The sequence below is a fragment of the Legionella sheltonii genome, assembly GCF_026191355.1.
Lineage (GTDB): Bacteria > Pseudomonadota > Gammaproteobacteria > Legionellales > Legionellaceae > Legionella > Legionella sheltonii.
Genome location: NZ_JAPHOQ010000002.1, coordinates 218,098 through 243,622, shown reverse-complemented (window position 1 = coordinate 243,622; position 25,525 = coordinate 218,098). Strand labels below are relative to the sequence as shown.

The following is a 25,525-nucleotide window of genomic DNA, read 5'->3' as shown; positions in this document are numbered from 1 at the left end:
GGAATATCATGAATATTGGAATCTTACAATGCGATGAAGTAGAAAAAGGGTTGATAGCCATTCATGGCACGTACCCAGAGATGTATATTAAATTTCTACAGCAAGCAGAACCAAATTTAACCTTTAAAATTTATGATGTTCGTCAAGAGGAATTACCAAGCGATATCGATACTGCAGATGCATATGTGATTACCGGTAGTCGTCATGGTGTCAACGATGGTTTTCTCTGGATTGCTGCGCTTGAAGAATTTGTTCGACGTCTTCATGAGTCAAGAAAAAAAGTCATAGGGATTTGTTTTGGCCATCAGCTTATCGCGAAAGCATTAGGGGGAGCAGTCATTAAATCGCCTAAGGGCTGGGGAGTAGGAATGTCCGTAAATAAAATGACACAACATAAATCGTGGATGTCCCCATCCCTTAATCAACTTAACCTGCTCGTTAGCCATCAGGATCAAGTTGTAGTTCTTCCTTCAGAAGCAGAGGTTCTGGCCACAAGTGATTTTTGTCCCTTTTATATGCTGCAAATTCGTGACAACCTATTAACTGTTCAAGGTCATCCCGAGTTCAGTAAAAGCTATTCCCAAGCTTTGATTGAACTGCGTAAAAACAGACTTGGTATGGAAATAGTTGAGGGTGGATTACAATCATTACGGCAACCCTGTAATGATACCGTATTTGCCGAGTGGGTTGTTAATTTTTTGAACTTTTAAAATACATATCGTCACTGTTGTTGACTTTTTTATTGAAATATCAATAGGTCATGGTTGAATTTAAATTTATTTGCTAGAATCTAAAGGGATTTAAAAAAATATTAAATTTATAGGGAGAATGAAATGAATCGTTTCGCGTTAATTGCAGCTACTGGTTTTTTAGCACTCGCTTTAACTGCATGTGGTCAGCAAGGTAACAAACCTACTGCAGGAACTGAAAATACTACTACAACAACTCAACCAGCTCCAAATCAACCTGCTGGTGGAACTCAAAATCAAACGCAACACTAAGTCTTTAACCTGGGTGAAGGCGTAAGCCATAACCCAGGTTCCTTGAGGTATACTCATGAGTTCCTTTGATAGTCTCATCAAAGAAATTGCCGCCATTTTAAAGAAAAAGAACTGGCAATTAGTTACGGCTGAATCATGTACTGGCGGACTTGTCGCAAGTTATCTTACAGAAATTCCCGGAAGTTCAATTTGGTTTGAACGTGGATTTGTTACCTACAGTAATTTAGCTAAAGAGGAATTGTTGTCTGTTCCTAAGCAATTAATTGAGGAATATGGCGCAGTGAGTGAGTCTGTTGCCCAAGCTATGGCGACTGGTGCTTTACTACACAGCGCGGGACATGTTGCCGTATCCGTTACGGGCATTGCTGGCCCAGATGGAGGCAGTCTTGAGAAGCCTGTGGGAACTGTGTGCTTTGGTTGGGCCGCTAAAGATATGAATCCTAAAGTAGTAAAAAAACAACTTACCGGAAATCGACAAGAGATACGCCTGGCTGCATGCAAAGTGGCATTATCAGGCATTCTTTCTTACATCAAAGATTAATAGATTAACAGTATGAGTTTGCTTGGAGGCAAAACGGCTCATGCTTATCTCAAAGAAATAAATATTCATTCTCTTATTGGTTTACTCACTATGAGGTGGCTTGTTGTCTATAATTTAAACAATAGACAGAGTAGACCATGGAGGGCTTATGCATACATTCAATAGCGGAAATAAGATAACGGTTTATAAGACAGGTGATCGAGATCTTACAGTAGTCAAGGGAGTCTCAGGGGTGCTCTACCCATTCTACAAATCATCAGGTGTTAATAGTGGAAGCAGTGAAACCTGGTTTCCCTGGATGGGCTACTTAGAGCAACACCCTCTTAGTAAAACAGATCCCACCTTTAATAATAAACTCTACATGGTCAAACCCGTTGAGAGAACTTTATCGGAGGAGTCAAAAGGAATTATCAGAAATCACCTTGGAGCATTGGCCGATACTTTTATTAGTCGTATGGGCAATGATGAAGCATTAGCGATTTCTTGTTCTTTTGGTGGCGGAGAGTGGGATAAAGAGAAACATCCAGGATTTCGTAATGATATATTGAGTGCTTTTTCAACAAAAAAATTCGTCCTGCCTATTAAAGAAGAAGACATTCTTTATAAAGAGGCCATTATGGAGAGCATACCCGAAGTAGAGAAAGATGAAGTAGTGGATTTTGTGGGTAAAGGATATGAAGGTCAAATTATGAATTCCCATGCAAAAATGGCTACTCATGTGGAAAATATTATTGCTCAGGAATCAGATAAATATGTCTCATCCTATTCAATTCAGGACGAACAAAGGTTCCCTACTACCGAGGAGATTGCTCCACTTGGACATGCTCGAGAATTAAGGGAAAAATATGTAGGGTCAATACTTAAGGTAGTTGGGGAGCACCGACCAGAAAGAGAAGAAGAAAAAGCGAAGCTAGAAAAAAAGCTTGGTTTAGATGGAGATGAGATTGAAGGGGGTATAAAGTTTAACTAAAGCAAAATAGGGCTGTTTTAATTTTGGTTCATCTAAATCAGTGTTAAAGCAGCCGTTTGTGCAATTATTGCATTATAAATTATCCTAAATATGAGAAATGGGGCTGGTAGATCGCTTAGGCCCTTTTACTTCATACAGCTCTAAGTGTCTTTTTACGCTCTATGCTTGGACAAAAAACTTTTTTAAACCGGTGAATCAATTTGCTGCTTATTCTTATCTGTGTGATAATTTTACCCTTGCATAAACTACCTGGAAAATATTATGGAAGAAAATAAACAAAAAGCATTATCAGCCGCCCTCTCGCAAATTGAACGTCAATTCGGTAAAGGCTCAGTGATGCGTATGGGCGACAGCACCGTATCTCGAGATATCGAAGCCATTTCAACAGGGTCTTTAGGATTAGACATTGCATTGGGAATTGGTGGATTACCTAAAGGACGTATTGTTGAAATTTATGGACCAGAGTCCTCTGGTAAAACAACACTCACATTGCAAGTTATTGCTGAGTGTCAAAAAATGGGTGGAACAGCTGCATTTATTGATGCAGAACATGCTTTAGATCCAAGCTATGCGCAAAAACTGGGTGTTAATGTGGATGAGTTACTGGTTTCTCAGCCAGATACCGGGGAACAAGCACTGGAAATTACCGATATGCTGGTACGCTCAGCCGCAGTGGATGTAATTATTGTCGACTCTGTTGCTGCGTTGACTCCCAAAGCGGAAATTGAAGGGGAAATGGGGGATTCTCATGTCGGTTTACAAGCTCGTCTCATGTCACAAGCTTTACGTAAATTGACTGCCAATATTAAGCGCTCCAATACCCTAGTCATTTTTATTAACCAGATTCGTATGAAAATTGGTGTCATGTTTGGCAGCCCTGAAACAACTACGGGTGGTAATGCACTGAAATTCTATGCTTCTGTTCGCTTAGATATTCGCCGTATCGGGTCAATTAAGAAAGGTGAAGAAATCTTAGGTAGTGAAACACGAGTTAAAGTAGTGAAGAATAAAGTGGCACCACCATTCAAGATGACGGAATTTGATATTCTCTACAATGAAGGTATTTCTCGTGAAAGTGAAATTATCAATTTGGGTGTTCAACTCAATCTAATTGAAAAATCTGGAGCTTGGTACAGCTATAAAGGAGAGAAGATTGGCCAAGGCAAAGATAATGTGCGTTTATACTTGAAGGATAACCCTCAAGTTGCAGCTACTCTTGAGCAGCAAATTCGTACTGAGCTTTTAGAGAAAAAGCTGCCTATGCTTGCGTCAGCCAGTGCGGAAGAGTTTGAGGCTGTTGATGACTAAAGCTTTTGATAGTGCTGTGCGCCTACTGTCCAGGCGCGAGCACAGTGCATTCGAGCTTTGTGAAAAATTGAAACAAAAAGGATATAGTGCCACAGAAGTAAAAGAAGCGTTGGATGAATGTCTACGCTTGGATTTACAATGTGATCGACGTTTTGTAGAAGTATATAGTCGTTCACGTATACGTCAGGGTTATGGACCTTTAAAAATAAGTCAGGAATTGAGTAGTAAAGGAATTGATAGGGAATTAATTCAGCAATTCTTACACCATGAAGAGGACAATTGGTTGACTTATGCTTTGGATGTTTGGAATAAAAAAAGCAAAGGACAACTTGATTTATCTTTTGACGAATTGCAAAAACAACAGCGTTTTTTGCTGTATCGTGGATTTGGAATGGATACCATTGTTCAAGTGAAAAAAGAATTGAAAAAATAAAAATGAAATCGTAGTCTTGAGGAAAAAAAACCGCTGTGTAGCCCGGATTAGCGCAGCATAATCGGGAGCTCCGATCCTAATACGGGGCTACAAGTGGAGAGCCATCGCCAGGTTCGTGATGATGAAGCGTTTCCGCTGCGCCGCCCCAGGTTATGATTAAAAATTAAAATTAACTCAAATTGGTGTTGATTAGAAAATGAAAAGTTCTGAAATTAGAAAAGCCTTCTTTGATTATTTCACACAACGTGGTCATCAACTCGTGGAATCCAGCTCTTTAATTCCTGCAAATGATCCTACTTTATTATTTACCAATGCAGGTATGGTGCAATTTAAGGATTTATTTTTAGGACTTGAAACGCGTTCTTATCAACGAGCTGTTACTGCACAACGGTGTGTGCGTGCTGGTGGAAAACACAATGATTTGGAAAATGTGGGTTATACCGCAAGACATCATACGTTTTTTGAAATGTTGGGTAATTTTAGTTTTGGCGATTATTTCAAGCGAGAAGCCATAAAATTTGCTTGGGAATTTTTAACTCAAGTTCTGCGTTTACCCGAAGAGCGTTTGTGGGTGACTGTTTATAAAGAAGATCAGGAAGCAGAAGATATTTGGTTAAAAGAAATGAAGGTTTCCGCTACACGCTTTTCACGATGTGGTGAAAAAGATAATTTTTGGTCCATGGGGGATACTGGTCCTTGTGGCCCTTGCACTGAAATTTTTTATGATCATGGTCCTGAAATCCCAGGTGGTCCTCCAGGAAGCCCTGATGAAGATGGGGATCGATATATAGAAATTTGGAACCTGGTATTTATGCAGTTTAATCGGGATAAGGATGGAAACCTACATCCGCTACCCAAACCTTCTGTGGATACAGGTATGGGGCTCGAGCGACTCGCAGCAGTAGTGCAAGGCGTACACAGCAACTATGAAATAGACAGTTTCCAATATTTAATAAAATCTATTGCAAAACTTGCTGATATTGCCGATTTAAACCATACCTCGTTAAAAGTAATTGCTGATCATATTCGTTCTTGTGCGTTTTTAATTGCTGATGGAGTAATTCCAGGCAATGAAGGCCGCGGGTATGTGCTGAGAAGAATAATTCGAAGAGCGATAAGACATGGTAATAAGTTAGGTTTGCCAACTCCATTTTTTTCTAAATTGGTAGAGCCTTTAATTGAAGTCATGGGAGATGCTTATCCTGAATTGATAAAATATAAGGCGCATATAGAAAAAATTCTTAATCAAGAAGAGAATCAATTCGCTCGTACTCTGGATCAAGGTTTACGCTTATTGCAAGAACAAATGCATTCTCTTGGTGGCCATGAAATATCAGGGGAAATTGCATTTAAGCTGTATGATACTTATGGTTTTCCTGTTGATTTAACTGCCGATATCGCCAGAGAACAAGGTCTCTATGTGGATATGGATGGTTTTAATCAATTGATGCAACAGCAACGCGAACAATCGCAGGCAGCCAGTCAATTCAGCGTTGATTACAGTACCAGTGCTCCATTGGATTACCAATCTGATTTTCATGGGTATGAGAAAAAAGAGATGGAGTCCAAAATTATTGCCTTGGTTCAGGATGGAACAGAAGTGAACTCTTTAAACGAAGGCATCAAGGGAGCTGTAGTCCTTGATCATACTCCGTTTTATGCAGAGAGTGGGGGACAAGTAGGCGATAAAGGATTCTTAACAGGACCAGGTTTTAGTTTTCGTGTCGATGACACACAAAAGAAAGCTCAAGCCATTGTGCATTATGGAGAAGTAGTCGAAGGTACTGCGACCCTGGATCAGTTAGTTAAATCGCAAATCGATAACGAACGTCGAGAGGCAATTCGTTTAAATCATACTGCAACTCATTTGTTGCACGCAGCACTTAAAACAGTCGTCGGGCCACAAGTCCAGCAAAAAGGTTCATTAGTTGATGCAGAGCGCGCCCGCTTTGACTTTTCTCATTTTGAATCATTAACTTCGGAACAAATACAAGCAATTGAACAATTAGTTAATGACCAAATTCGTGCAAATAATGAAGTTGTAACCCAGATTATGGATATTGAGTCTGCTAAAAAAAGCGGTGCCGTCGCTCTTTTTGGGGAAAAATATACCGATAAAGTGCGTGTATTATCCATGGGCGAATTCTCTAAAGAACTTTGTGGCGGAACACATGCACGAAGGACGGGCGATATCGGGTTGTTTAAAATCGTTGCCGAATATGGGATTGCCAGTGGGGTACGACGTATCGAGCTGGTGACCGGTCGTTATGCTTTAATTTGGGTGAATGAACAACAGTTTTTGTTACGTGAATTAGCGTCTTTATTAAAAACCACAACCAATAATCTACCAGATAAAATCACGCAACTCATCTCTGAAAATAAAAGTTTGGAAAAAGAAATTACCAAATTGCACAGCGAGAAAGTACAAAAATCAGGAGCTGATCTGGCCAATGAGGTAGAAAAAATCAATGGAATTAGTTTGCTTGTGAAACAATTGGAAGGAGCAGACAGTCAAACCATGCGCACTACTTTGGATCAATTGAAATCAAGACTTGATTCAGCTGTGATTGTTTTATTTACACTCGATGAAAATAAAATGAATGTGATTGCTGGGGTGAGTAAAAATATTTTAGGCAAAGCTCCTGCTGCGGCCAGTTTGGTAAGACATCTCTGCGGGAAAGGCGGTGGCCGGGATGATATGGCCCAAGGTGGCGGTGTTGCTCCGGATGACTTGGAGAAAAAGATAGAAGAAATTAGAGAAATGGTTCGCCATTCATAAATGAATTGGATGTAGCCTGGAATTTTTTCCAGGTTACTTTTGTAAATAAGCATATATAGGGAGATGACATGCGTTTTTTACAAGAGTTTAAACAGTTTGCCCTCAAGGGAAATGTAATTGATCTTTCTGTCGCAGTGGTTATTGGTGCTGCCTTTGGCAAAATTACGAGTTCATTAGTTAGTGGCATTGTTATGCCTTTGATAGGCCTATTATTAGGCGGAATCAATGTTGCAAATAAAACATTTACCGTCGGTGATGCGGTGGTGAAATGGGGCGAGTTTCTCCAGGCAGTGATTGATTTCACCATCATTTCCTTTTCAATTTTTATAGCAATTAAAATGATTTCTTTATTAAGGAAAAACGAAGAAAAGAAAGAAACGCCACCAACAAGGGAAGAAACTTTATTAGCTGAAATTCGGGATCTATTGAAGGAAAAAACAGGCCCTCAAAGCGAATAAGGTGTTTGTCAGTAATTTTCTATTGCGTGTCGCATGGTTGTAAGATGCCTTTGATTAGCAGAGGTTGATCAGGGGCATTTAGCCCTCATCGCGAGGGTCAGATTATCCTCACATTTTTTGTCATCAGTCTGCAAAAATCTAAGTATTTGTAACTCTGCTATAATTTTAAGAAACAATCTTAATAAGGACAGTCATGAGTGGACTACTCAATTTAATTGCCGTAATTGTTATTTTTGGGGTAGTGTTATGGTTAATAGACACTTTTATCCCTATGCCTCCATCAATTAAAAGTCTGTTAAATGTGCTGGTACTTATTGTTTTAGTGATCTACATTTTACAATTTTTTGGATTGATAAAAACCATCTTGCCTATGATTAAGATCATAAAATAACTACATCTATTAGATATTTCTCATTGCCTGGGTGATGGCGAAGCCCTAACCCGGGTTCCACTAAAAATCGATAGGCATTCAACATCAAATCTTGCCCATTTTTTTATACAGAAAAAATGGTACTCTAGTGATAATTGCCATAATCATTCGCCAGAAATGAGGATAATAAAATATCCTTTTTCTACGCATTAAAGCCTTCCAACAGGCTTTTGCACAAGACTCTGGTGGTGCAGCATAAAAAATTCCCGGAAGGCCATAGGTTTGTTTGGTATCAATAAAGCCTAAGCGGGCGATGGTGATGTGTTGATTAGTGCTGGCAGCCTGTTGTAGGCCTTGAAGATAAACTTCGATACTTGCTTTACTTGCACCATACAGACTGTTTTTGGAACGTCCTCTACATGCCGCAACGGAACTTAAAAAAAGTAAATGATGTTCTTTTTGCTGACGATTTAAATAGCTGTGGATGACTAAGGTAGTCGTTAGAATATTGAGTCTGATGAGGTGGGTTATTGTCTCGACATTAAGATGCTCGTTATCGGTGAAATCACTGTGGGCAATGAACAAATCCAATTCATTCTCTGTTGTTTTAAATACAGTGATTAATGTATCGACCTGTTCCATCAGATCCACAACAAGTACATCGCAATTTATTTTATATCGAAGCATAATATCGTTGGCAATGATTTGGAGCTGCTTTTGTTGGCGTCCTACCAACAGTAATTGATGCCCCGAGCGAGCAACAATATGTGCAAATTTTTCGGCAATAATGGAGGTTGCGCCGAGTATCATCCAAGTTCTTTGCGTCATTTTACAATCCCTAATCGTTTTGCCAGATCAGAGTGCATTGTACAGCCATAATGGCCTAAAATCTGAGAAAATTGTTGATGATTCTCATACATGCTATGAAATTGTTGTTCATTCAAAAACAAATCCTTAGCTAAGTAAATTCGACCGTTAAGTTCAGTGATTCGCTGATTCATCGCCGATATTGCTTGTGTTGCCTGAGGATTATGAACGAAATCAACGGCTAAGGTAAATCCTGGTTTACAAAAAGAGAGTAAGCCCTCACCGGGTTGGGTAAACAACTTGAGGACAGCTAGAGTAGGGGTAGCTTTATTAATCCGCATTAATTCGATTAACTGCTCCAAAATAATTGTCGCATGATCGACATCAAATACAGCTTGGAATTGAAGCAATCCTTTAGGGCCATAAAGTCTATTCCAGTGCATGAGTTTATCAAGTGGATTATTAAATTGTTCCAGTGCTAATTTTTCTTGACCTTTTTTACTGGTAAAAAAATGCTGATTAAACAATTTCATATTCCATCGCTTGATCAGAGAACATGGAATTTTAGGTACGGTATGGATCTTTGGTTTTTCTGCGTTGATTGGTTCACAATGATCCGCTGTAGAAAGAATGGCTCGAGGGGTGGAATTCAGAAGATCAAGCCAAGATACCTGATAGTCATGATGAATACCCTCGGCTACCATATTTTCAGTTAATGCCTGGATGGATTCAAATTGCTTGTGTTCTGCATGAACAAAGCGAGGCGCTTTTTTTAGACGAAGTTCGGCTCGAGTAATAACACCGGTGAGTCCTAAGCCCGCAATGGTGGCATGAAATAATTCGCTGTTTTCCTCACGGCTGCAATGAAGTTTTTTATTGCCCATGAGTAGATCAAATCCAAGGAGATGATGGCCAAAACTCCCAGATTGGTGATTGTTTTTTCCATGCACATCATGAGCAATTCCACCGGCTACGGTAGCATGAACGGTACCAGGAAGAACTGGAGGAATGAAATCAGGATGTACTAAAAATAAATCTTGGAGTGATACTCCAGCTTCACATACTATAATCCCGGTCTCATGATTAAAATCGATAAAATGATTCAGACGTGCGGTGTCGATAATCAAACCATCAGTATTAAAACAACTGTCGTTATAACTTAAGCCTGAGCCCCGTACGAGAATGTTTTGCTGAGGATTATGAGCAAGATAATCAGCAAGTTGCTCTTCATTATCTGGACGTATGCAAAACGATTGACTAAAGCGTGCACGGCTAAAATTAGTGAACTTTCTTGTTTTGCAGTGCATTTTTTCTTCATTCAATTATATTCTATACTAAGACTATAATTCATTTAGGAACACATTTAAAAGGAATTATGATGAAAACTTGTTTAATCATTTTTGGATTTTTCTTTTCTTTTTCAGTTTGTGCAGCGGATATCCCTCAAGATAATTTAGGCGCACAAAAATATGACAAGTCGCAGTGTTTCAATAATACAACCCAAGATTGTATTAATTCACAATGCTTGAACTCAGATCAAATTGATTGCCAGGATAATTGTCGAAGAATGGCGCAAGCGAAATGCCAGCAACAAACGAATGAATAAAGTTGCTTGCATTTTTACCCATTAATTTGAATACATTGTCAAATGATTGGCAGATGATTTTTTGACTGTCAAATTTAATAGGCTCCTCATTCTTCCCTCCGTCATCACGAGGGCAAATAGGACTCTCTTAAAATACTGTGCTACAGCATCGAGAGTCCTTGCTGAACTCGGGATGACCAGGGTGGCTTGGGCTGACGAGTGTTGCTTGGGTGATGGGACCTGAGTAGTACCCAAGTTGCATGTCCTAGTCTGATGACAACACTTTATATAAATGGCATATAGTTTGCATAACGTAGATATTCAATAGAAAAATCAGGTGGTTCCTTGAATTTAATGAGTGAATTCAAGTTTAAAATTAGTATGGATTGCTGATATGGCTGATAAAAACGTTTTATCACAAGAAGAAATAGATGCTCTGCTGAAAACTGTGGATGAACATCCTGAAGATCTCCATCAAGACTCAAAAGAGCCTGCAGTTTCTGATGAAAAAGGCGACAATAAAAAAGCAAAAGCGAATAAAAAGAAGGTTACTGAGGCTGTATTTGAGACAGTAGAGATAAAAGACGAAAATGATGTAAAAACACTGAATTTTACGGCTCAGGAACGCATAGTCAAAGGCAAATTACCTGTATTAGATAGAATTTATGATCGCGCTGTGCGCTTATTTGCATCAGATGTCTACAACGTTACCGCCAAAGATTTTGAGATTAAACAAGATCCATTGCTCATTACCAAACACCGTGATTTTATGGAGAGTCTACCCAATCCAAGCTTAATGTGTATTTCTAAATTTAAACCATTACGTGGTAAAGGGATTATTCTTTTTGATAGTACTTTTGTCTACGATCTGGTCGACTATTATTTTGGTGGAAGCTCGCAATTTTTTGCTCAAAAAGACAAAACTGATTTTACTGCGACTGAGTTACGGGTAATGGATGTAATTACCAAGAAACTGATTGCCAACCTGACTCAGGCTTGGAAGCCAATTATACAGCTTGATATTACCAAATTTAATGATGAAACAAACCCGCAATTGGTCAATATAGCAGAACCTGAAGAAATGTTGTTAGTTGCACGATTTTCGATGGATTTTGGGAAAGAAACAGGAACTTTTTATTTCATTTTACCGTATTCCATGGTTGAACCGATTAAAGAGCAATTGGAACTTGGTGCCTCTAGACCCGATGATGAAATTGATCCTAACTGGGTTAAATCGCTGAAAGAAGAATTAATGGATGTTGAATTAACGGTAAGCTCTGTAATGGCTGAAACAAAAAGCACTCTAGGGGCAGTGATGTCATGGCAAGTAGGTGATTTCATACCAATGGAAATGAAAGAAGTGGTTACTTTAGATATTGAAGGAATTCCAGGTTTTACGGCAACTCAAGGTGCTGCAAATGAAAAACGCGCAGTAAAAATAATAAAAAACATTAGTTATTAGGAGATAAGTAATGTCTCAAGAAATGGAACAACCCAAACCAGCAAATACTCTTCCTCAGGAAGCAGACAGCGACAAACTCGATTTAATTTTAGATATACCGGTATCTGTGAAGGTAGAAATTGGTCATACCAAAATGACCATTCGTAATTTGCTTCGATTAAACCAAGGCGGGATTGTTGCCCTGGATCGTTTAGCGGGTGATCCGCTTGATGTTTTAGTCAATGGCACTTTAGTTGCGCACGGAGAGGTTGTTGTCGTTAATGATAAGTTTGGAGTGCGATTAACCGACATTGTCACTCAAGCAGAACGAATTAAGCGATTAAGATAATGCAAAGTGCACTCAATCAAGGAGAGCTCATACGTGTGGTGATGGGCCTATTGTTGGTTTTATTACTCATCATGTTATTGTCTTGGGTAGTGAGGCGATTTCATGGTATGCATATGGGCTCGACCAACGGATTTCAATCCATGGCCAGTATGATTTTAGGACCTAAAGAAAAAATCACCTTATTAAAGGTGGGAACTCGTTATTTATTGGTTGGTTCAGGTTCCGGAAACATCACATTACTCCATGATTTTGGCGAACAGCTTCCACCAGGATTTGAGGACACTCTAAATAAACCTTCATTTGCGGCTCTGCTTAAATCGGTTGTGAAATCATAAGATGAACATAATGAATTTAATTACTCATTGGTATCCAATATTCTGTAATTCTCATGAGAAAAGTCTCCGTCATTTCGAACGTCGCGCGGGATCTTATCGCTTTAGCGCAGGGTTGCGATGGGAGATTTCTCGTGACACTCGGGATGACGGTAAAACATCCCGTATTCCGCTACGCTGCACCCAGGCGACACTATTTCTTATTTTATTTTGTTGCTTCCCACTGATTTTACAGGCAGCACCGTTATCCTTGCCTGCAATGACCGTACAACCTGGTGCCAATGGCGAACAGACCTACAGCGTTAACCTCCAAATTTTGATTTTTATGACGTTGTTAACCGTGTTGCCTGGGATGTTGATGGCAATGACAGCGTTTACAAGAATAATTATAGTGCTTTCCATTTTACGTCAGGCTATAGGGATGGCTCAAACTCCAACTAATCAAATTTTAATTGGTATTGCTTTATTTATGACTTATTTTGTGATGTCACCTGTATTTAATAAAATCAATGACAGTGCAGTACAACCTTATCTCGCAGAGACTATTAAATTTCCTCAGGCCCTAGCCAATGCCCAAGTACCTTTACGGGAATTTATGTTAAATCAAACACGCAAAAATGATTTATCCATGTTTGAAAAATTCGCTCAAGAAAATCCCGCTACGCTTAATGAAGTACCAATGAGTGTCGTGATTCCTGCATTTATCACCAGTGAATTAAAAACAGCTTTTCAGATTGGATTTATTTTATTTTTGCCCTTTTTGATTATTGATATGGTGGTATCTAGTGTTCTAATGGCTATGGGTATGATGATGTTATCGCCTTTAATTATTTCATTACCCTTTAAGATCATGCTTTTTGTTATGGTTGATGGTTGGACACTCATTTTAGGTTCACTGGCTTCGAGTTTTGCTATGAGTTAATGCAGCATTACGTCCAGCGTTATAAATTAAGAGAAAATAGGGACTATTTACAATTCGCTATTTTACCACATCATTGCTCGTTGCCTGGGTTGACGTAGGGATGGGCCGAGAAGGTAGCGCTGTAAACAGAGCCCCAAATTATAGGGAAATAATATGACTCCAGAGTCTGTAGTTTCTATATGCAGTGAGGGTGTGTATTTAATGCTGTTATTGATCACAGTACTCATTCTTCCTGGTTTAATTATTGGTGTTCTCGTTTCTATGTTTCAAGCAGCGACACAAATTAATGAAACGAGTTTGAGTTTTATACCCAAATTATTTATTACCTTTTTGATGCTTGTATTTGCTGGTCCTTGGTTATTGAAAACGATGGTGAATTACACCGATTCGTTAATTACCAATATTCCTTACTTAATAGGCTAATTCAAGATGAAGCTGGATTATCCAACAATTATCGGTATGATAAGTCAGGCTATTTGGCCAATGGGTCGTATTGGCGGGTTGTTGCTTACAGTACCAGTGTTTTCTTCTGTCTTATTACCAGCGCGCATTAAAATTATTTTCCTTTTTGTTTTAAGTTGTGCCTGTGCTTTTATGGTTCCTAAAGAACTTTCTTTTCTGAATTTCAAAGGAATTTTTTTAGGATATATCCTCCAGGAATTGCTCTTTGGTTTGTTAATGGGATTTGTCTTACAACTCGTTTTTCAGGTTTTTGTTTTGGGTGGACAAATTATTGCAATGCAGGCTGGCCTAAGTTTTGCGGTGATGATGGATCCTGCAAGCAGAGCCAGCGTCCCACTGGTTAGCCAGCTTTACTCCATGATGATGACCTTAATTTTTTTGGCACTTAATGGTCATTTGACTGTTTTTGAAACCTTATTGGATAGTTTCAGAATCATGCCTATAGGACAGCTTTCAGTGACTCAATCTATGGTTTGGAATGTCATTTTATTTTCGGGCTGGATGTTTAAACAGGCCTTATTGATTTCAATTCCGGCTTTATTGTCTTTACTTATTGTGAGCCTTGCATTCGGAATTATGTCTCGTGCAGCACCACAATTGAATATTTTTTCCTTAGGATTTCCTATAACGTTGATCATGGGAATGGTTGTGATTAAGGTGGGTTTGCCTAGTGTTGCCGCACAAATGGCAGATCTTATCAAAGATGGAATGCGTTTTATGATAGGGATGTTGCACTGATGGCAGAGCAAGAACAAGCACAAGAAAAAACCGAACAGCCCTCGGCCAAACGGCTCAAAGAAGCACGAAAAAAAGGTCAGGTTGCTCGTTCAAAAGATTTCAACACCACAGTGACCTTACTTTTTACTGCTTTAGGATTTCTTATTTTTGGTAAACAGTTAGCGCATCAGATGGCAACAATGATGCGTCATGCCTTTGAGTTTGATACACGCGTTATTATTACGCCTATGACAAGTTTAGAACGTTTATTTTTTCTAGCCAAGATGGGATTTTGGTCTTTAATACCTTTATTGGTTGTAATTTTTCTGATTACTTTGGCGGCTCCTTTGCTTATGGGAGGGTGGGTGTTTAGCGCGCAAGTGATACAACCTAAGTTTTCACGACTCAACCTATTTCAAGGACTTAAACGAATGGTTTCGGTGAAAAGTTTTGCCGAAATGATTAAATCGTTTTTCAAATTTCTTTTAGTCGCAGTTGTAGCCATAGTGGTATTGAAAGCACAAGTACCTGCCTTGTTAGCTTTGGCTCATGTTCCCATAGAAACAGCAATTGGCAGCGGTGCATTGATCGTAGTGAAGTCATTTGTATTAATTACTGCCAGTTTGATTGTGATTGCTGCTTTTGATGTGCCTTTTCAATTGTATGAACATCAAAAAAATATGAAAATGACGATGCAAGAATTGAGAGATGAATATAAAGAAACAGAAGGTAAGCCGGAGGTAAAAAGTGCAATTCGTCGCGCCCAGCAAGAAATCTCGAGGCGACGGATGATGAATGAAATATCTAAAGCGAATGTCGTGTTAACTAACCCTACTCATTATGCCGTAGCAATCAGTTATAAAGAAAAGAGTCATAAGGCACCCATAGTTGTGGCAAAGGGCAAAGACTTAGTTGCTTTTCAAATAAACAAAGTTGCAAAATCACATCAAATTCCCATTATTTCGGTACCACCCTTAGCACGTGCGCTCTATTTTTCTACCAAATTGAATAAGGAAATACCCAGAGGACTCTATGTCGCTGTAGCCCAGGTCTTAGCCTATGTGTTTCAGCTGCGAGATAAGGAACGTTACGATTATAAACCCACGGTATTACAGGATGTTCCTATTCCGCCCGAATTAGCGCGCAAAGCAGAGGAGAATGCTAATGAATAAAGCATTGCACTACATTCAATATTGGCTGCGTCAAGGTTTAGGTACGCCTTTAGTGCTGGTCATGATGCTTGGCATGATGATGCTGCCTTTGCCTCCTTTTTTATTGGATGTGTTCTTTACTTTTAATATTGCTTTATCTCTTGTAGTGCTGTTAGCAGTAATATACAGCGAAAGACCTCTCGATTTTGCTGTATTTCCAACCGTGATATTGCTTGCTACCTTGTTGCGATTGTCGTTAAACGTTGCGTCAACCCGCGTGGTATTACTCAATGGATATAAAGGAACGGATGCTGCTGGGCATGTGATTCAATCATTTGGTGAAGTAGTTATTGGTGGAAACTATGCTGTAGGCCTTGTCGTATTTATTATTTTGGTAGTAATCAATTTTGTTGTGGTCACTAAGGGTGCGGGGCGTGTATCTGAGGTCAGTGCGCGTTTTACTTTAGATTCTTTGCCTGGGAAACAAATGGCTATCGATGCTGATTTGAATGCAGGGTTAATCAATCAAGAACAGGCAATAAAGCGTCGATTAGAGGTAGCCCAGGAAGCAGACTTTTATGGTTCTATGGATGGTGCCAGTAAATTTGTTCGTGGTGATGCAGTAGCTGGAATTTTAATTCTGGTTGTAAACATTATTGGTGGTTTGATCATTGGTGTTTTTCAACATGGAATGAACGTCTCTGATGCACTGCATAATTATATCCTATTAACTATTGGTGATGGTTTGGTTGCGCAAGTACCTTCTTTAGTTTTATCAACTGCCGCAGCCATTATTGTTACGCGAGTTTCTAGTGCGCAAAATATGGGACATGCAGTGATTTCCCAATTGCTGGCTAACCCACGTTCGTTAATTATTGCAGCGGCAATTATCGGATTGATTGGTATTATCCCTGGAATGCCTCATGTCGCATTTATTTTACTTGCTGCAGGTTTGTCGGGAATTGCTTATTTGTTTCAACAGCAAGAAAAGGTAAAACGCAAAGAACAACTCAATCAGGAAAATGAATCTCTGGCCATGCAAAGTCCTAGTATTTCATCGGAACTCTCATGGGACGATGTGAATCCAGTTGATGTGATTAGCCTCGAAGTAGGATATCGCCTGATCCCTTTAGTGGATCAGTCACAAGGCGGTGTTTTACTATCTCGTATAAAAGGGGTACGCAAGAAAATATCTCAAGAACTGGGGTTTTTAATTCCCTCTGTGCACGTACGTGATAATTTGGATTTAAAACCTAACCATTATCGAATTAGTTTGGCGGGAGTTGTAATGGGAGAGGCCTCAATTCATTTAGATCGTAGTTTGGCTATCAATCCAGGACAAGTTTTTGGCGAAATTGAGGGAATAAAAACTCATGACCCAGCATTTGGTATGGAAGCGGTTTGGATAAATGAAAGTCAAAAAGAGCAGGCACATACTTTGGGGTATACTGTAGTTGATGCCTCAACAGTCGTTGCTACGCACCTAAGCCAAATATTAGAGCAAAACAGTCAACAGTTATTAGGTTATGAAGAAACACAGCAGCTGTTAGATAAGCTTGCAATAAATTCACCTAAATTGGTAAAAGAGCTGGTCCCAGATGGACTTTCATTAGGCATGGTCAGTAAAGTATTACAAGGATTATTAGTAGAACACATTCCTCTCACTGATATTCGGACCATAGTCGAAACTTTGGCGGAACTAGCGCCAAAATCTAAAGATACAGAGTACCTAATCAGTCAAGTACGAATTGCCTTATCACGATTAATTACGCAAAAAATCAGTGGTATTCATGAAGAGCTGCCGATCATCACATTAAAACCCGAGTTGGAACAATTATTGCAAAACATTATTCAGAGTAGTGGATCTGGCGGCGTAAATTTTGAGCCAGGAATGGCAGATAAGATACAACATTCTTTAACACAATTAGCAATGCAACAGCAGGCAAAGCAGGAGAGTTCAGTTTTGGTTGTACAACCGGGGATACGCGCAGTGTTGGCACGATTTGTGCGTAATATCTCTCATGACTTTCATGTTTTGTCATATCAGGAGATTCCTGATAACAAACAAATAAGAATAGTAGGCACAGTAGGATAGAAATGGACACATTTTTTTCATGGAACAGTAACCTAGGCCAGGAAAAAAAGGCGCTAAAGAGTATAAATTTCTCAGTTTTCCTACAATCGGACTACAATTTCTATAGAGGCATTGCGTGAATAGTGGCAAATTTCTTCATAAGCAGGAGGCTTTATGAAATTAAAACGTTTTGTTGCGGCCGACACACGCAGCGCTATGAAACAAATTAAAGAGACACTTGGTGCTGATGCCGTTATTTTGTCCAGTCATCATATAGAGGGTGGAGTAGAGGTTGTTGCTGCAATTGATTTTGATGAAACCATTCTATCCGCTTCTGCGGCAGTTGCTTCTGCCGAGCCACCGAGTCAGATTAATAAATTTCAAATGCAAACACCTCTTGATGATATGCGTCAAGAAATTCAAACGTTAAGAGGCATGCTTGAAGCCCAATTACGGGGAAATGTGGGGGTTTATGAGCCTTTGCATACCATTTTGCTGCAGAAACTTTTGTATCTTGGCGTAAGTCATACGACCGCTGCTGCTTGGGCATGTTCGGTACGCCCCGATTTTAATCAGCAAAAAGGATGGGAAGCCATATTGAATTTAATTTCTGAGCAATTAACCATTCGTGACAACCATAGGATAGAAGAGGGGGGCGTTTATGCTTTTGTTGGACCAACTGGTGTCGGAAAAACGACGACCCTGGCCAAAATTGCGGCGAGATTTACCCTGAGATTTGGGGCAGATAAGTTAGGTCTTGTGACGATGGATACCTATCGAATTGCCGCACAAGAGCAACTCATGATGTATGGAAAAATTTTGGGGGTAAAGGTTTGTGTTGCTCAGGATGAGGTCTCTTTGGCGCGAGTACTACGACAATTAAGTGATAAGAAATTAATTTTGATTGATACCGCGGGAATGAATCCGGCAGATGAACGAGTTGTAAAACAAATGCATGTATTGAGTACTTATTTGCAGTCGATTTCGAAAGTTTTGGTTTTACCTGCAACCAGCCATTATCAAGTATTAATTGATGCAATAAGACGTTATGAAGCAAATCAAGTCGATCAGTGCATTTTAACCAAGCTGGATGAGTCATTAGCTGTAGGTGGCGCACTCAGCGCACTCATTGAATCAGGCTTGGGGGTCAGCTATCTCACACACGGACAACGTGTCCCTGAAGATATCAAAATGGCAACACGTCACCAGCTTATTGAGCTGCTTGCGGAGCAGGAAACACAATTGTTTCAGGCGGACAATGCTGGGAAAGCACATCAAGGTGCTGGGAGAGAATATCATGTCTAAAGTAAAGCAGAATGTAAGTGATCAAGCTTCTGGTCTGAGGAATCTATCACGTGCGAAACCCATTAAAGTAATTGCTGTTTCTGCTGGGAAAGGAGGTGTAGGTAAGAGTAATGTTTCCGTTAATCTGGCAGTTGGTTTGGCTCAGCTTAATAAAAGAGTCATGATACTTGATGCCGATTTAGGATTGGCAAATATCGATATCATGCTCGGATTACACACTAAATATAACCTGTCTCATGTAATTCAGGGAATCTGTCATTTAAGTGACATTATTTTGCCAGGACCTAATGGCATTAGTGTCATTCCTGCAGCTTCAGGGACAGAGTTCATGACGCAACTTTCCTCACCAGAACTTGCCGGAATTATCGATGCATTTAATGAACTCACCGATGATTTAGATTACATGATTATAGATACCGCTGCGGGGATTTCAGACACCGTTCTAAGTTTTACTCGTTCATCGCAAGAATTAATTGTCGTTGTATGTGATGAACCTACTTCATTAACTGATGCATATGCTTTAATTAAAGTAATGAGTAAGCGTTATGAATGGACTCGCTTTCATATACTGGCGAATATGGTGAGAAATGAAAGAGATGGGCGGGAACTATTTAACAAATTATTCAAAGTTTCCGAGCAATTTCTTGAGGTTCAGCTAGACTATTTAGGAGCGGTACCATTTGATGAACACATACACAGGGCAGTAAAAATGCAGAAGCCTGTATTAATTGCTTATCCTGATTCTGCTGCTGCTTCGGCACTCAGGCAGTTAGCTGATGAAGTCTCTGAATGGCCTCCCAGTTCTTTATTGGGTGGTAATACCAGTTTCTTTTTAGAGCGTTTGGTTGCAGGTGAATTTTAAGGAGAATATTGTGGATGCTTTGGCTGCCTATAGCAAAGTAAATCAGCAAATCCAAGAAACGCTGGTAAAAAACCATGCCTTGTTGGTTAAACGCATCGCACATCATTTATTGGGGCGTTTGCCTCAAAGTGTGCAGTTGGATGATTTAATACAAGCGGGAATGCTTGGATTACTGGAAGCAACAAAACATTATGATTCTTCCAAAGGTGCATCATTCGAAACCTATGCAGGAATTCGAATTAAGGGGTACATGCTTGATGAAGTAAGGCGTAATGATTGGGTGCCTCGTTCTGTATATCGAAATTCAAGAATGATTTCTGAAGCAGTAAAACATGTCGAGCATCGGTTAGGTAGAGAAGCTAAAGATTCAGAAATTGCAGCAGAGCTTGGCATCTCACTAGATGAGTACCATGAAATGTTACAAGACTCAGTGAGTAGTCATTTATATGGCTTTGAAGATCTGGGTGTTACCGATGATGTTTTGCAAGTCGAAGATGGATATGCTGAACCTCATGCCAGTGTATTCCATAGTGATTTAATGAGTCGTTTATCGGAGGTTATTCGCGGATTGCCGCATAAGGAGCGAATGGTCCTCTCTCTATACTATGAACAGGATTTGAATTTAAAAGAAATTGGGGAAGTTATCGGCGTCAGTGAATCACGTGTTTCACAGATTCTTAGCCAGGCAACACATCGGATTAAATCACGTTTACCGGAATAAAAAAGAATGGATGTTTTAACTTTACTAGGGATGTTAACCAGTTTTCTAGCCATTATAATCGGCCAAGTGTTTGAAGGCGGGAATATGCAGGCATTAGTCAATTTGTCTGCACTGTTTATCGTGCTTGGAGGAACAATTGGTGCGGTTATGGTCCAAACACCGCTGAGTACCTTTAGGAGAGCATTTACTATTTTACCTTGGGTCATCAGACCACCCAAACTTGAATTTGAATCCTGCCGTAACAAAATGTTTGAGTTGGCACGAAAAGCGCGTCAATTGGGATTACTTTCTTTGGAAGAACATTTGGAAGTTGAAAAAAATCCACTCATTAACAAAGGATTGGAGTTATTGGTTATTGGTGTAGATAAACTCACTATCAGACAAGTTCTCGAGGATGAGATTGAGCGAATTGAAAATCATGACCTCCATGCAGCACAAGTTTTTGAAAGTATGGGAGGGTACAGCCCAACTATAGGAATCATGGGAGCAGTATTAGGGCTGATCCAAGTCATGCGACATTTAGCCGAGCCGAGCGAATTGGGATTAGGTATTGCAGTTGCTTTCGTAGCAACTATATACGGTGTTGGCATGGCTAATCTTATTTTTTTACCTGTGGCGAATAAATTAAAAAGTTGTATTGCCCATAAGGTGCACTACGATGAGATGATAGTGGAAGGTTTAGTCGCCATCGCCTCTGGGGAAAGTCCCGGGATCTTGTTGTTAAAACTCAATAACTTTGGCCAGCACAAGAAAGATGAAATCAAGAAAAAAAAGAAATGAACAACATAACGACCATCATCGTTGGGTAGTCTCCTATGCAGATTTCATTACCTTGCTTTTTGCATTTTTTGTAGTGATGTATGCTATTTCTTCCGTGAACACCTCAAAATACAAATCGCTTTCGGAGGGGATGAAATCGGCGTTTAATAATAAAGATGCGGCCCGTGCGCTTAAGTCAACGGACAATAAAAAAGACGGACCACAAACCCAACAAGTTCATGGACTCTATAACGATGGTCTTGATGAATTAAGCCAATCCTTATCAGAATTAGAAGATGGCAATTATAAAATTAACCGCCAGGAAGGCTGGATTGAGCTGGACATCAAATCAGGAGCCTTGTTTGAGTCAGGTGAAGCAGATTTAAAACCAGATGCTTTTGTTAAGTTAATGCGATTGGCGAGTAAAATTAAAAAATCATCCGCTATTATTGCTGTAGAAGGGTATACTGATAATGTCCCCATAGAAACCCCTCAGTTTCCTTCAAACTGGGAACTTTCAGCCATGCGTGCGGCGGTTGTTGGCCGGACTTTAAATTCATTTGGCATTTCAACGGAACGTATTTTAGTAACAGGTTATGGTGAACAATTTCCAGTTGCAGACAACATCACAGATCAAGGGAGAGCGGCAAATCGTAGGGTCAGTGTCGTTATCGCCTTGAATCGAAATGTTCCTCGTCTTTTGAATCCGGCATTAAGTGAGCCAACTCACCGCGTAGTCATCGGGAATTCTGGAAATAAGGATACAAAATGATTATTTTTCTTTTAAGCTTAAATGCAGCCATTCTTTCATTAGGAGTGAATTACCTATTAAATCAGCGAAAAAAATTAATCGCTTTTCAGGAAAAGTTAGATACACAACAAAAATCAATCGATGAAATTACCAAAGATCACCCCATGTTAATTCATGCTGATTTATTATTCTCCAAGCAATTAAAGGAAATTAATACGCAATTAATCAGCATGGATAATCAAATTCAAGATTTGGAAAATAAACGAGATAATGATGGGGGTTATCGTCATGCTTTGCGTATTTTGGAAATGGGTGGTAATCGAGATGAAATTGTCGAAAGTTGCCATTTGTCTCCTGCTGAAGCTGATTTACTAATGAACTTACAAGCCTACCGAACAGCAATGAAGACTTCATAAAGTTGTTTTTTTCATTGCATTCACGGTAAAATCTCAAGCTTATTTTTTACTAGGTTAAGCTTACATAAAATTGTAGCTCGGATTAGTCATGTATCCCGGATTAGTATCGTGTAATCCGGATAAGAAGCATGCGGTTACAATTAGAGCATTGACTCAATCACTATTTTTTAAAGAGACAGTTATGTTAGAAGTAAACCAAATTAATCTTAATCTGGTGGATCTTGAGAAGCGAGTAGAAGCGCTTAGGGGGTATCTTTGACTTTGATGCTAAAAGTGAGCGCTTGGAAGAGGTTGTTCGTGAACTGGAATCGTCTTCAGTTTGGGATAATCCGGAAGTTGCTCAGGCGTTAGGACGTGAAAGAACCCAGCTTGAAGCAGTAGTTTCTACTTTAACTCAATTAAATCAATCCATTATTGATTTCCATGAATTATTTGAGATCGCACGGGAAGAAAATGACGAACAAACGATAAATGAAATTGGTGAAGAGTTATCCTCTGTCGAGCAAAAAGTTGCTGATCTTGAGTTTCGTCGGATGTTTTCTGGGAAAATGGATAATTCAAATGCTTATTTGGATATTCAATCCGGTTCAGGTGGAACCGAAGCCCAGGATTGGGCGGAAATGTTATTGCGCATGTACCTGCGTTGGGGGGAACAACATGGATTTATTACTGAATTAATTGAATGTTCTCCTGGCGAGGTCGCTGGTATTAAAAGCGCTACAATCTATTTTAAGGGCGAGTATGCTTTTGGATGGTTGCGTACAGAAACTGGGGTGCACCGTTTAGTTCGAAAATCTCCTTTCGATTCGGGAAACAGGCGACATACTTCTTTTGCTGCAGTATTTGTTTCACCTGAAATTGATGATGACATTGATATAGAAATTAATCCGGCTGATTTACGTATCGATACATACAGAGCATCCGGAGCTGGGGGACAGCATGTTAACCGAACCGATTCGGCAGTACGTATTACCCATGCTCCCAGTGGGATTGTAGTACAATGTCAGAATGATCGAAGCCAACATCGTAATAAAGATCAGGCAATGAAGCAGCTGCGTGCTAAGTTATATGAATTGGAAATGCAAAAGAAAAACGCGGAGCAGCAGGCATTAGAAGCCAGCAAATCAGACATAGGTTGGGGATCTCAAATCCGTTCTTACGTATTAGATCAATCTCGTATTAAAGATCTACGCACTGGTGTTGAAACGAGCAACACCCAGGCAGTATTAGATGGTGCATTGGATCAATTTATTGAAGCCAGTTTAAAGGCAGGAGTAGGGCAGCATGAGTGATGAGCAAATAGAACATATCGATGAAAGCGAAGTTTATTATATTCGTAAACAAAAATTGGCTGAATTACGTACAAAAGGTTTTAATTTTCCAAACCAATTTCGTCGTGAAAATTTAGCTCAGGAAATTGTAAAACATTACGATTCATTAGATAAGGAATCCTTAGCACAACAACATGTTAAAGTAATTGTAGCGGGTCGTATTGTATTAAGACGTATTATGGGAAAGGCTAGTTTCTTCCATATTCAAGATTTTTCTGGGCGTATACAAGTATACATTCGAGCGAATGATCTCCCTGAAGAGTATGAAGAATTTAAGCATTGGGATTTAGGCGATATAGTCGGTGTTCAAGGTGAGCTATTCAAAACAAATACAGGTGAGCTGACGGTACATTCGGAACGTATAGAATTATTAACGAAATCATTGCGCCCTTTGCCTGATAAGTTTCATGGCCTAGCCGATCAAGAGGTGAAATATCGCAAACGTTATGTTGATTTGATTGCCAATGATGAAAGTCGACTTACGTTTTTAACGCGCTCACGATTGATTCAAGCGTTTAGACAATTTATGGATAAAAACTACTTTCTGGAAGTGGAAACACCCATGATGCATCCTATTCCAGGCGGTGCTATGGCTCGACCTTTTGTTACGCATCATCATACATTGGATATGACCATGTATTTGCGTATTGCCCCCGAACTTTATTTAAAACGTCTTGTTGTAGGTGGTTTTGAGCGAGTTTATGAAATTAATCGTAATTTCCGCAATGAGGGTATATCAACACGTCATAATCCAGAATTTACAATGGTTGAGTTTTATCAAGCATACGCAGATTATAAGGATTTGATGAATTTTACTGAGGAATTATTACGTTATCTCTGTGATACGGTAATAGAAAAGCGTCAAGTTGAATATCAAGGCCAAATTATCGATTTTGATAAGCCATTTGCCCGCATGACTGTAAAAGAGGCAATTTTACATTACCATCCGGAAATTGATGCGCCTCAACTTGAGAGCATCGTGAGTTGTCGTGCGATTTTACAGAAAAAAGGGTTTCCTTTTAAAGAAACTGACGGGTTAGGTAAGCTGCAAATTATATTGTTTGAGGAAACTGTTGAACATCAGTTATTCCAGCCTACTTTTATTACGGGTTATCCCACTGAAATATCACCTTTGGCTCGCCGCAGCGATGATGATCCAGAAGTAACTGACCGTTTTGAATTCTTTATTGCGGGCCGAGAAATTGCTAATGGATTTTCTGAGTTAAATGATGCAGAAGACCAAGCAGAGCGTTTTCGTAAGCAAGTTGAAGAAAAGGATGCAGGTGATCTAGAAGCCATGCATTTTGATAGTGATTATATCGAAGCTCTAGAATATGGCTTGCCTCCCACAGCAGGAGAGGGCATTGGAATAGATCGCTTAATCATGTTATTTACCAACTCACAGTCAATACGTGATGTGATTTTGTTCCCTCATCTGCGGCAATAAAATGAAATCCATCTCCTGCTTGTGAGCAAACAGGCGGAGGCATTGTTATTAAGTTAAGAAGAAATCCCTCTCCCATTGGTGGGAGAGGCGTAGAGGTGAGGGTACATTTGCTGTAATCAAATACCCTCATCTGCTCTGACGGGCCCCTTCTCCCCTACATGGAGAAGGGGCAATACAACCTGAATGTTCTAGAATGTACCCAAAGATCCTGATAGTAACAATCAGGCTACATT

Annotated in this window: 28 protein-coding genes; 26 read left to right on the top strand and 2 right to left on the bottom strand. The window is 39.6% G+C overall.

The window, feature by feature from the left end; genetic code table 11:
• Positions 1-8: 8 nt before the first annotated feature.
• The 9 genes from OQJ26_RS03110 to OQJ26_RS03070 all read left to right on the top strand — a co-directional run bounded on the left by OQJ26_RS03110 (position 9) and on the right by OQJ26_RS03070 (position 7,881).
• On the top strand, positions 9-710 hold the full coding sequence (locus OQJ26_RS03110) for a glutamine amidotransferase-related protein (protein WP_265702455.1): 702 nt from the start codon (positions 9-11) through the stop codon (positions 708-710).
• Positions 711-833: 123 nt separating this feature from the next.
• The gene (locus OQJ26_RS03105; RefSeq protein ID WP_265702454.1) at positions 834-1,001 is read left to right on the top strand and encodes a hypothetical protein; all 168 of its coding nucleotides are present in this window, start codon (positions 834-836) and stop codon (positions 999-1,001) included.
• Between the two features lie 55 nt (positions 1,002-1,056).
• The gene (locus tag OQJ26_RS03100) at positions 1,057-1,542 is read left to right on the top strand and encodes a CinA family protein (protein ID WP_265702453.1); all 486 of its coding nucleotides are present in this window, start codon (positions 1,057-1,059) and stop codon (positions 1,540-1,542) included.
• 148 nt (positions 1,543-1,690) lie between these two features.
• Positions 1,691-2,512 carry a hypothetical protein gene (locus tag OQJ26_RS03095; RefSeq protein ID WP_265702452.1) on the top strand — a complete coding sequence of 274 codons (822 nt, stop codon included), beginning with the start codon at positions 1,691-1,693 and terminating at the stop codon, positions 2,510-2,512.
• Positions 2,513-2,773: 261 nt separating this feature from the next.
• Positions 2,774-3,820, top strand: a complete 1,047-nt coding sequence (gene recA / locus OQJ26_RS03090) for a recombinase RecA (RefSeq protein ID WP_028381962.1) — start codon at positions 2,774-2,776, stop codon at positions 3,818-3,820.
• Complete coding sequence (recX, locus tag OQJ26_RS03085) at positions 3,813-4,253, top strand: recombination regulator RecX (RefSeq protein ID WP_265702449.1); 441 nt, start codon at positions 3,813-3,815, stop codon at positions 4,251-4,253. The genes recA and recX overlap by 8 nt, the downstream gene beginning before the upstream one ends.
• A 196-nt stretch (positions 4,254-4,449) precedes the next feature.
• Positions 4,450-7,032: an alanine--tRNA ligase gene (gene alaS / locus OQJ26_RS03080; RefSeq protein WP_265702448.1), complete on the top strand. Its 2,583-nt coding sequence runs from the start codon at positions 4,450-4,452 to the stop codon at positions 7,030-7,032.
• A 68-nt stretch (positions 7,033-7,100) separates the two neighbouring features.
• Positions 7,101-7,490 (top strand): large-conductance mechanosensitive channel protein MscL, encoded by a 390-nt coding sequence (gene mscL, locus OQJ26_RS03075; protein ID WP_265702447.1) that lies wholly within the window; start codon positions 7,101-7,103, stop codon positions 7,488-7,490.
• Positions 7,491-7,683: 193 nt separating this feature from the next.
• Positions 7,684-7,881, top strand: coding sequence for a Thivi_2564 family membrane protein (locus OQJ26_RS03070; protein WP_265702445.1), 198 nt, complete (start codon positions 7,684-7,686; stop codon positions 7,879-7,881).
• Positions 7,882-7,965: 84 nt separating this feature from the next.
• Here OQJ26_RS03070 and OQJ26_RS03065 read toward each other — a convergent pair whose 3' ends face one another.
• Both OQJ26_RS03065 and OQJ26_RS03060 read right to left on the bottom strand, forming a co-directional pair.
• Positions 7,966-8,688, bottom strand: a complete 723-nt coding sequence (locus tag OQJ26_RS03065) for an SDR family NAD(P)-dependent oxidoreductase (protein ID WP_265702443.1) — start codon at positions 8,686-8,688, stop codon at positions 7,966-7,968.
• Complete coding sequence (locus OQJ26_RS03060; RefSeq protein ID WP_265702442.1) at positions 8,685-9,974, bottom strand: FAD-binding oxidoreductase; 1,290 nt, start codon at positions 9,972-9,974, stop codon at positions 8,685-8,687. The genes OQJ26_RS03065 and OQJ26_RS03060 overlap by 4 nt, the downstream gene beginning before the upstream one ends.
• Positions 9,975-10,042: 68 nt before the next feature.
• On the opposite strand from OQJ26_RS03060, the gene OQJ26_RS03055 reads away from it, so the two are divergent.
• From OQJ26_RS03055 to lysS, 17 genes are all read left to right on the top strand, one after another.
• The gene (locus OQJ26_RS03055) at positions 10,043-10,273 is read left to right on the top strand and encodes a hypothetical protein (RefSeq protein WP_265702441.1); all 231 of its coding nucleotides are present in this window, start codon (positions 10,043-10,045) and stop codon (positions 10,271-10,273) included.
• Positions 10,274-10,646: 373 nt separating this feature from the next.
• On the top strand, positions 10,647-11,714 hold the full coding sequence (gene fliM / locus OQJ26_RS03050; protein ID WP_265702440.1) for a flagellar motor switch protein FliM: 1,068 nt from the start codon (positions 10,647-10,649) through the stop codon (positions 11,712-11,714).
• A 22-nt stretch (positions 11,715-11,736) separates the two neighbouring features.
• On the top strand, positions 11,737-12,042 hold the full coding sequence (gene fliN / locus OQJ26_RS03045; RefSeq protein ID WP_265702634.1) for a flagellar motor switch protein FliN: 306 nt from the start codon (positions 11,737-11,739) through the stop codon (positions 12,040-12,042).
• On the top strand, positions 12,042-12,377 hold the full coding sequence (gene fliO / locus OQJ26_RS03040; RefSeq protein WP_265702439.1) for a flagellar biosynthetic protein FliO: 336 nt from the start codon (positions 12,042-12,044) through the stop codon (positions 12,375-12,377). Before fliN ends, fliO begins: the two co-directional genes overlap by 1 nt.
• Before the next feature lie 10 nt (positions 12,378-12,387).
• A complete protein-coding gene (fliP, locus tag OQJ26_RS03035; RefSeq protein WP_265702438.1) occupies positions 12,388-13,296 on the top strand; it encodes a flagellar type III secretion system pore protein FliP in 909 nt (302 codons plus the stop codon).
• A 153-nt stretch (positions 13,297-13,449) separates the two neighbouring features.
• Positions 13,450-13,719: a flagellar biosynthesis protein FliQ gene (gene fliQ, locus OQJ26_RS03030; RefSeq protein WP_265702437.1), complete on the top strand. Its 270-nt coding sequence runs from the start codon at positions 13,450-13,452 to the stop codon at positions 13,717-13,719.
• A 6-nt stretch (positions 13,720-13,725) separates the two neighbouring features.
• Complete coding sequence (fliR, locus tag OQJ26_RS03025; RefSeq protein WP_265702436.1) at positions 13,726-14,496, top strand: flagellar biosynthetic protein FliR; 771 nt, start codon at positions 13,726-13,728, stop codon at positions 14,494-14,496.
• Positions 14,496-15,647, top strand: coding sequence for a flagellar biosynthesis protein FlhB (gene flhB / locus OQJ26_RS03020; RefSeq protein WP_265702434.1), 1,152 nt, complete (start codon positions 14,496-14,498; stop codon positions 15,645-15,647). The genes fliR and flhB overlap by 1 nt, the downstream gene beginning before the upstream one ends.
• On the top strand, positions 15,640-17,721 hold the full coding sequence (gene flhA / locus OQJ26_RS03015) for a flagellar biosynthesis protein FlhA (RefSeq protein ID WP_265702433.1): 2,082 nt from the start codon (positions 15,640-15,642) through the stop codon (positions 17,719-17,721). The genes flhB and flhA overlap by 8 nt, the downstream gene beginning before the upstream one ends.
• A 153-nt stretch (positions 17,722-17,874) precedes the next feature.
• Entirely contained in the window at positions 17,875-19,005 is a 1,131-nt protein-coding gene (flhF, locus tag OQJ26_RS03010) for a flagellar biosynthesis protein FlhF (RefSeq protein ID WP_265702432.1), read from the top strand.
• Entirely contained in the window at positions 18,998-19,867 is an 870-nt protein-coding gene (locus OQJ26_RS03005) for a MinD/ParA family protein (RefSeq protein ID WP_265702431.1), read from the top strand. The genes flhF and OQJ26_RS03005 overlap by 8 nt, the downstream gene beginning before the upstream one ends.
• 10 nt (positions 19,868-19,877) lie before the next feature.
• On the top strand, positions 19,878-20,588 hold the full coding sequence (locus OQJ26_RS03000; protein WP_265702430.1) for an RNA polymerase sigma factor FliA: 711 nt from the start codon (positions 19,878-19,880) through the stop codon (positions 20,586-20,588).
• 6 nt (positions 20,589-20,594) lie between these two features.
• Positions 20,595-21,368, top strand: coding sequence for a flagellar motor protein (locus tag OQJ26_RS02995; RefSeq protein WP_265702429.1), 774 nt, complete (start codon positions 20,595-20,597; stop codon positions 21,366-21,368).
• Complete coding sequence (locus OQJ26_RS02990) at positions 21,343-22,119, top strand: flagellar motor protein MotB (protein ID WP_265702427.1); 777 nt, start codon at positions 21,343-21,345, stop codon at positions 22,117-22,119. The genes OQJ26_RS02995 and OQJ26_RS02990 overlap by 26 nt, the downstream gene beginning before the upstream one ends.
• Positions 22,116-22,514 (top strand): DUF2802 domain-containing protein, encoded by a 399-nt coding sequence (locus tag OQJ26_RS02985; protein WP_265702426.1) that lies wholly within the window; start codon positions 22,116-22,118, stop codon positions 22,512-22,514. The genes OQJ26_RS02990 and OQJ26_RS02985 overlap by 4 nt, the downstream gene beginning before the upstream one ends.
• Before the next feature lie 181 nt (positions 22,515-22,695).
• Positions 22,696-23,806, top strand: a protein-coding gene (prfB, locus tag OQJ26_RS02980) for a peptide chain release factor 2 (RefSeq protein WP_126325168.1) whose coding sequence is annotated in 2 segments (ribosomal slippage) — positions 22,696-22,770 and positions 22,772-23,806 — 1,110 coding nt in all. Because the reading frame shifts where the segments join, the coding sequence is not laid out codon by codon here.
• A complete protein-coding gene (lysS, locus tag OQJ26_RS02975; protein ID WP_265702425.1) occupies positions 23,799-25,292 on the top strand; it encodes a lysine--tRNA ligase in 1,494 nt (497 codons plus the stop codon). The genes prfB and lysS overlap by 8 nt, the downstream gene beginning before the upstream one ends.
• The last annotated feature ends 233 nt before the right edge of the window (positions 25,293-25,525 follow it).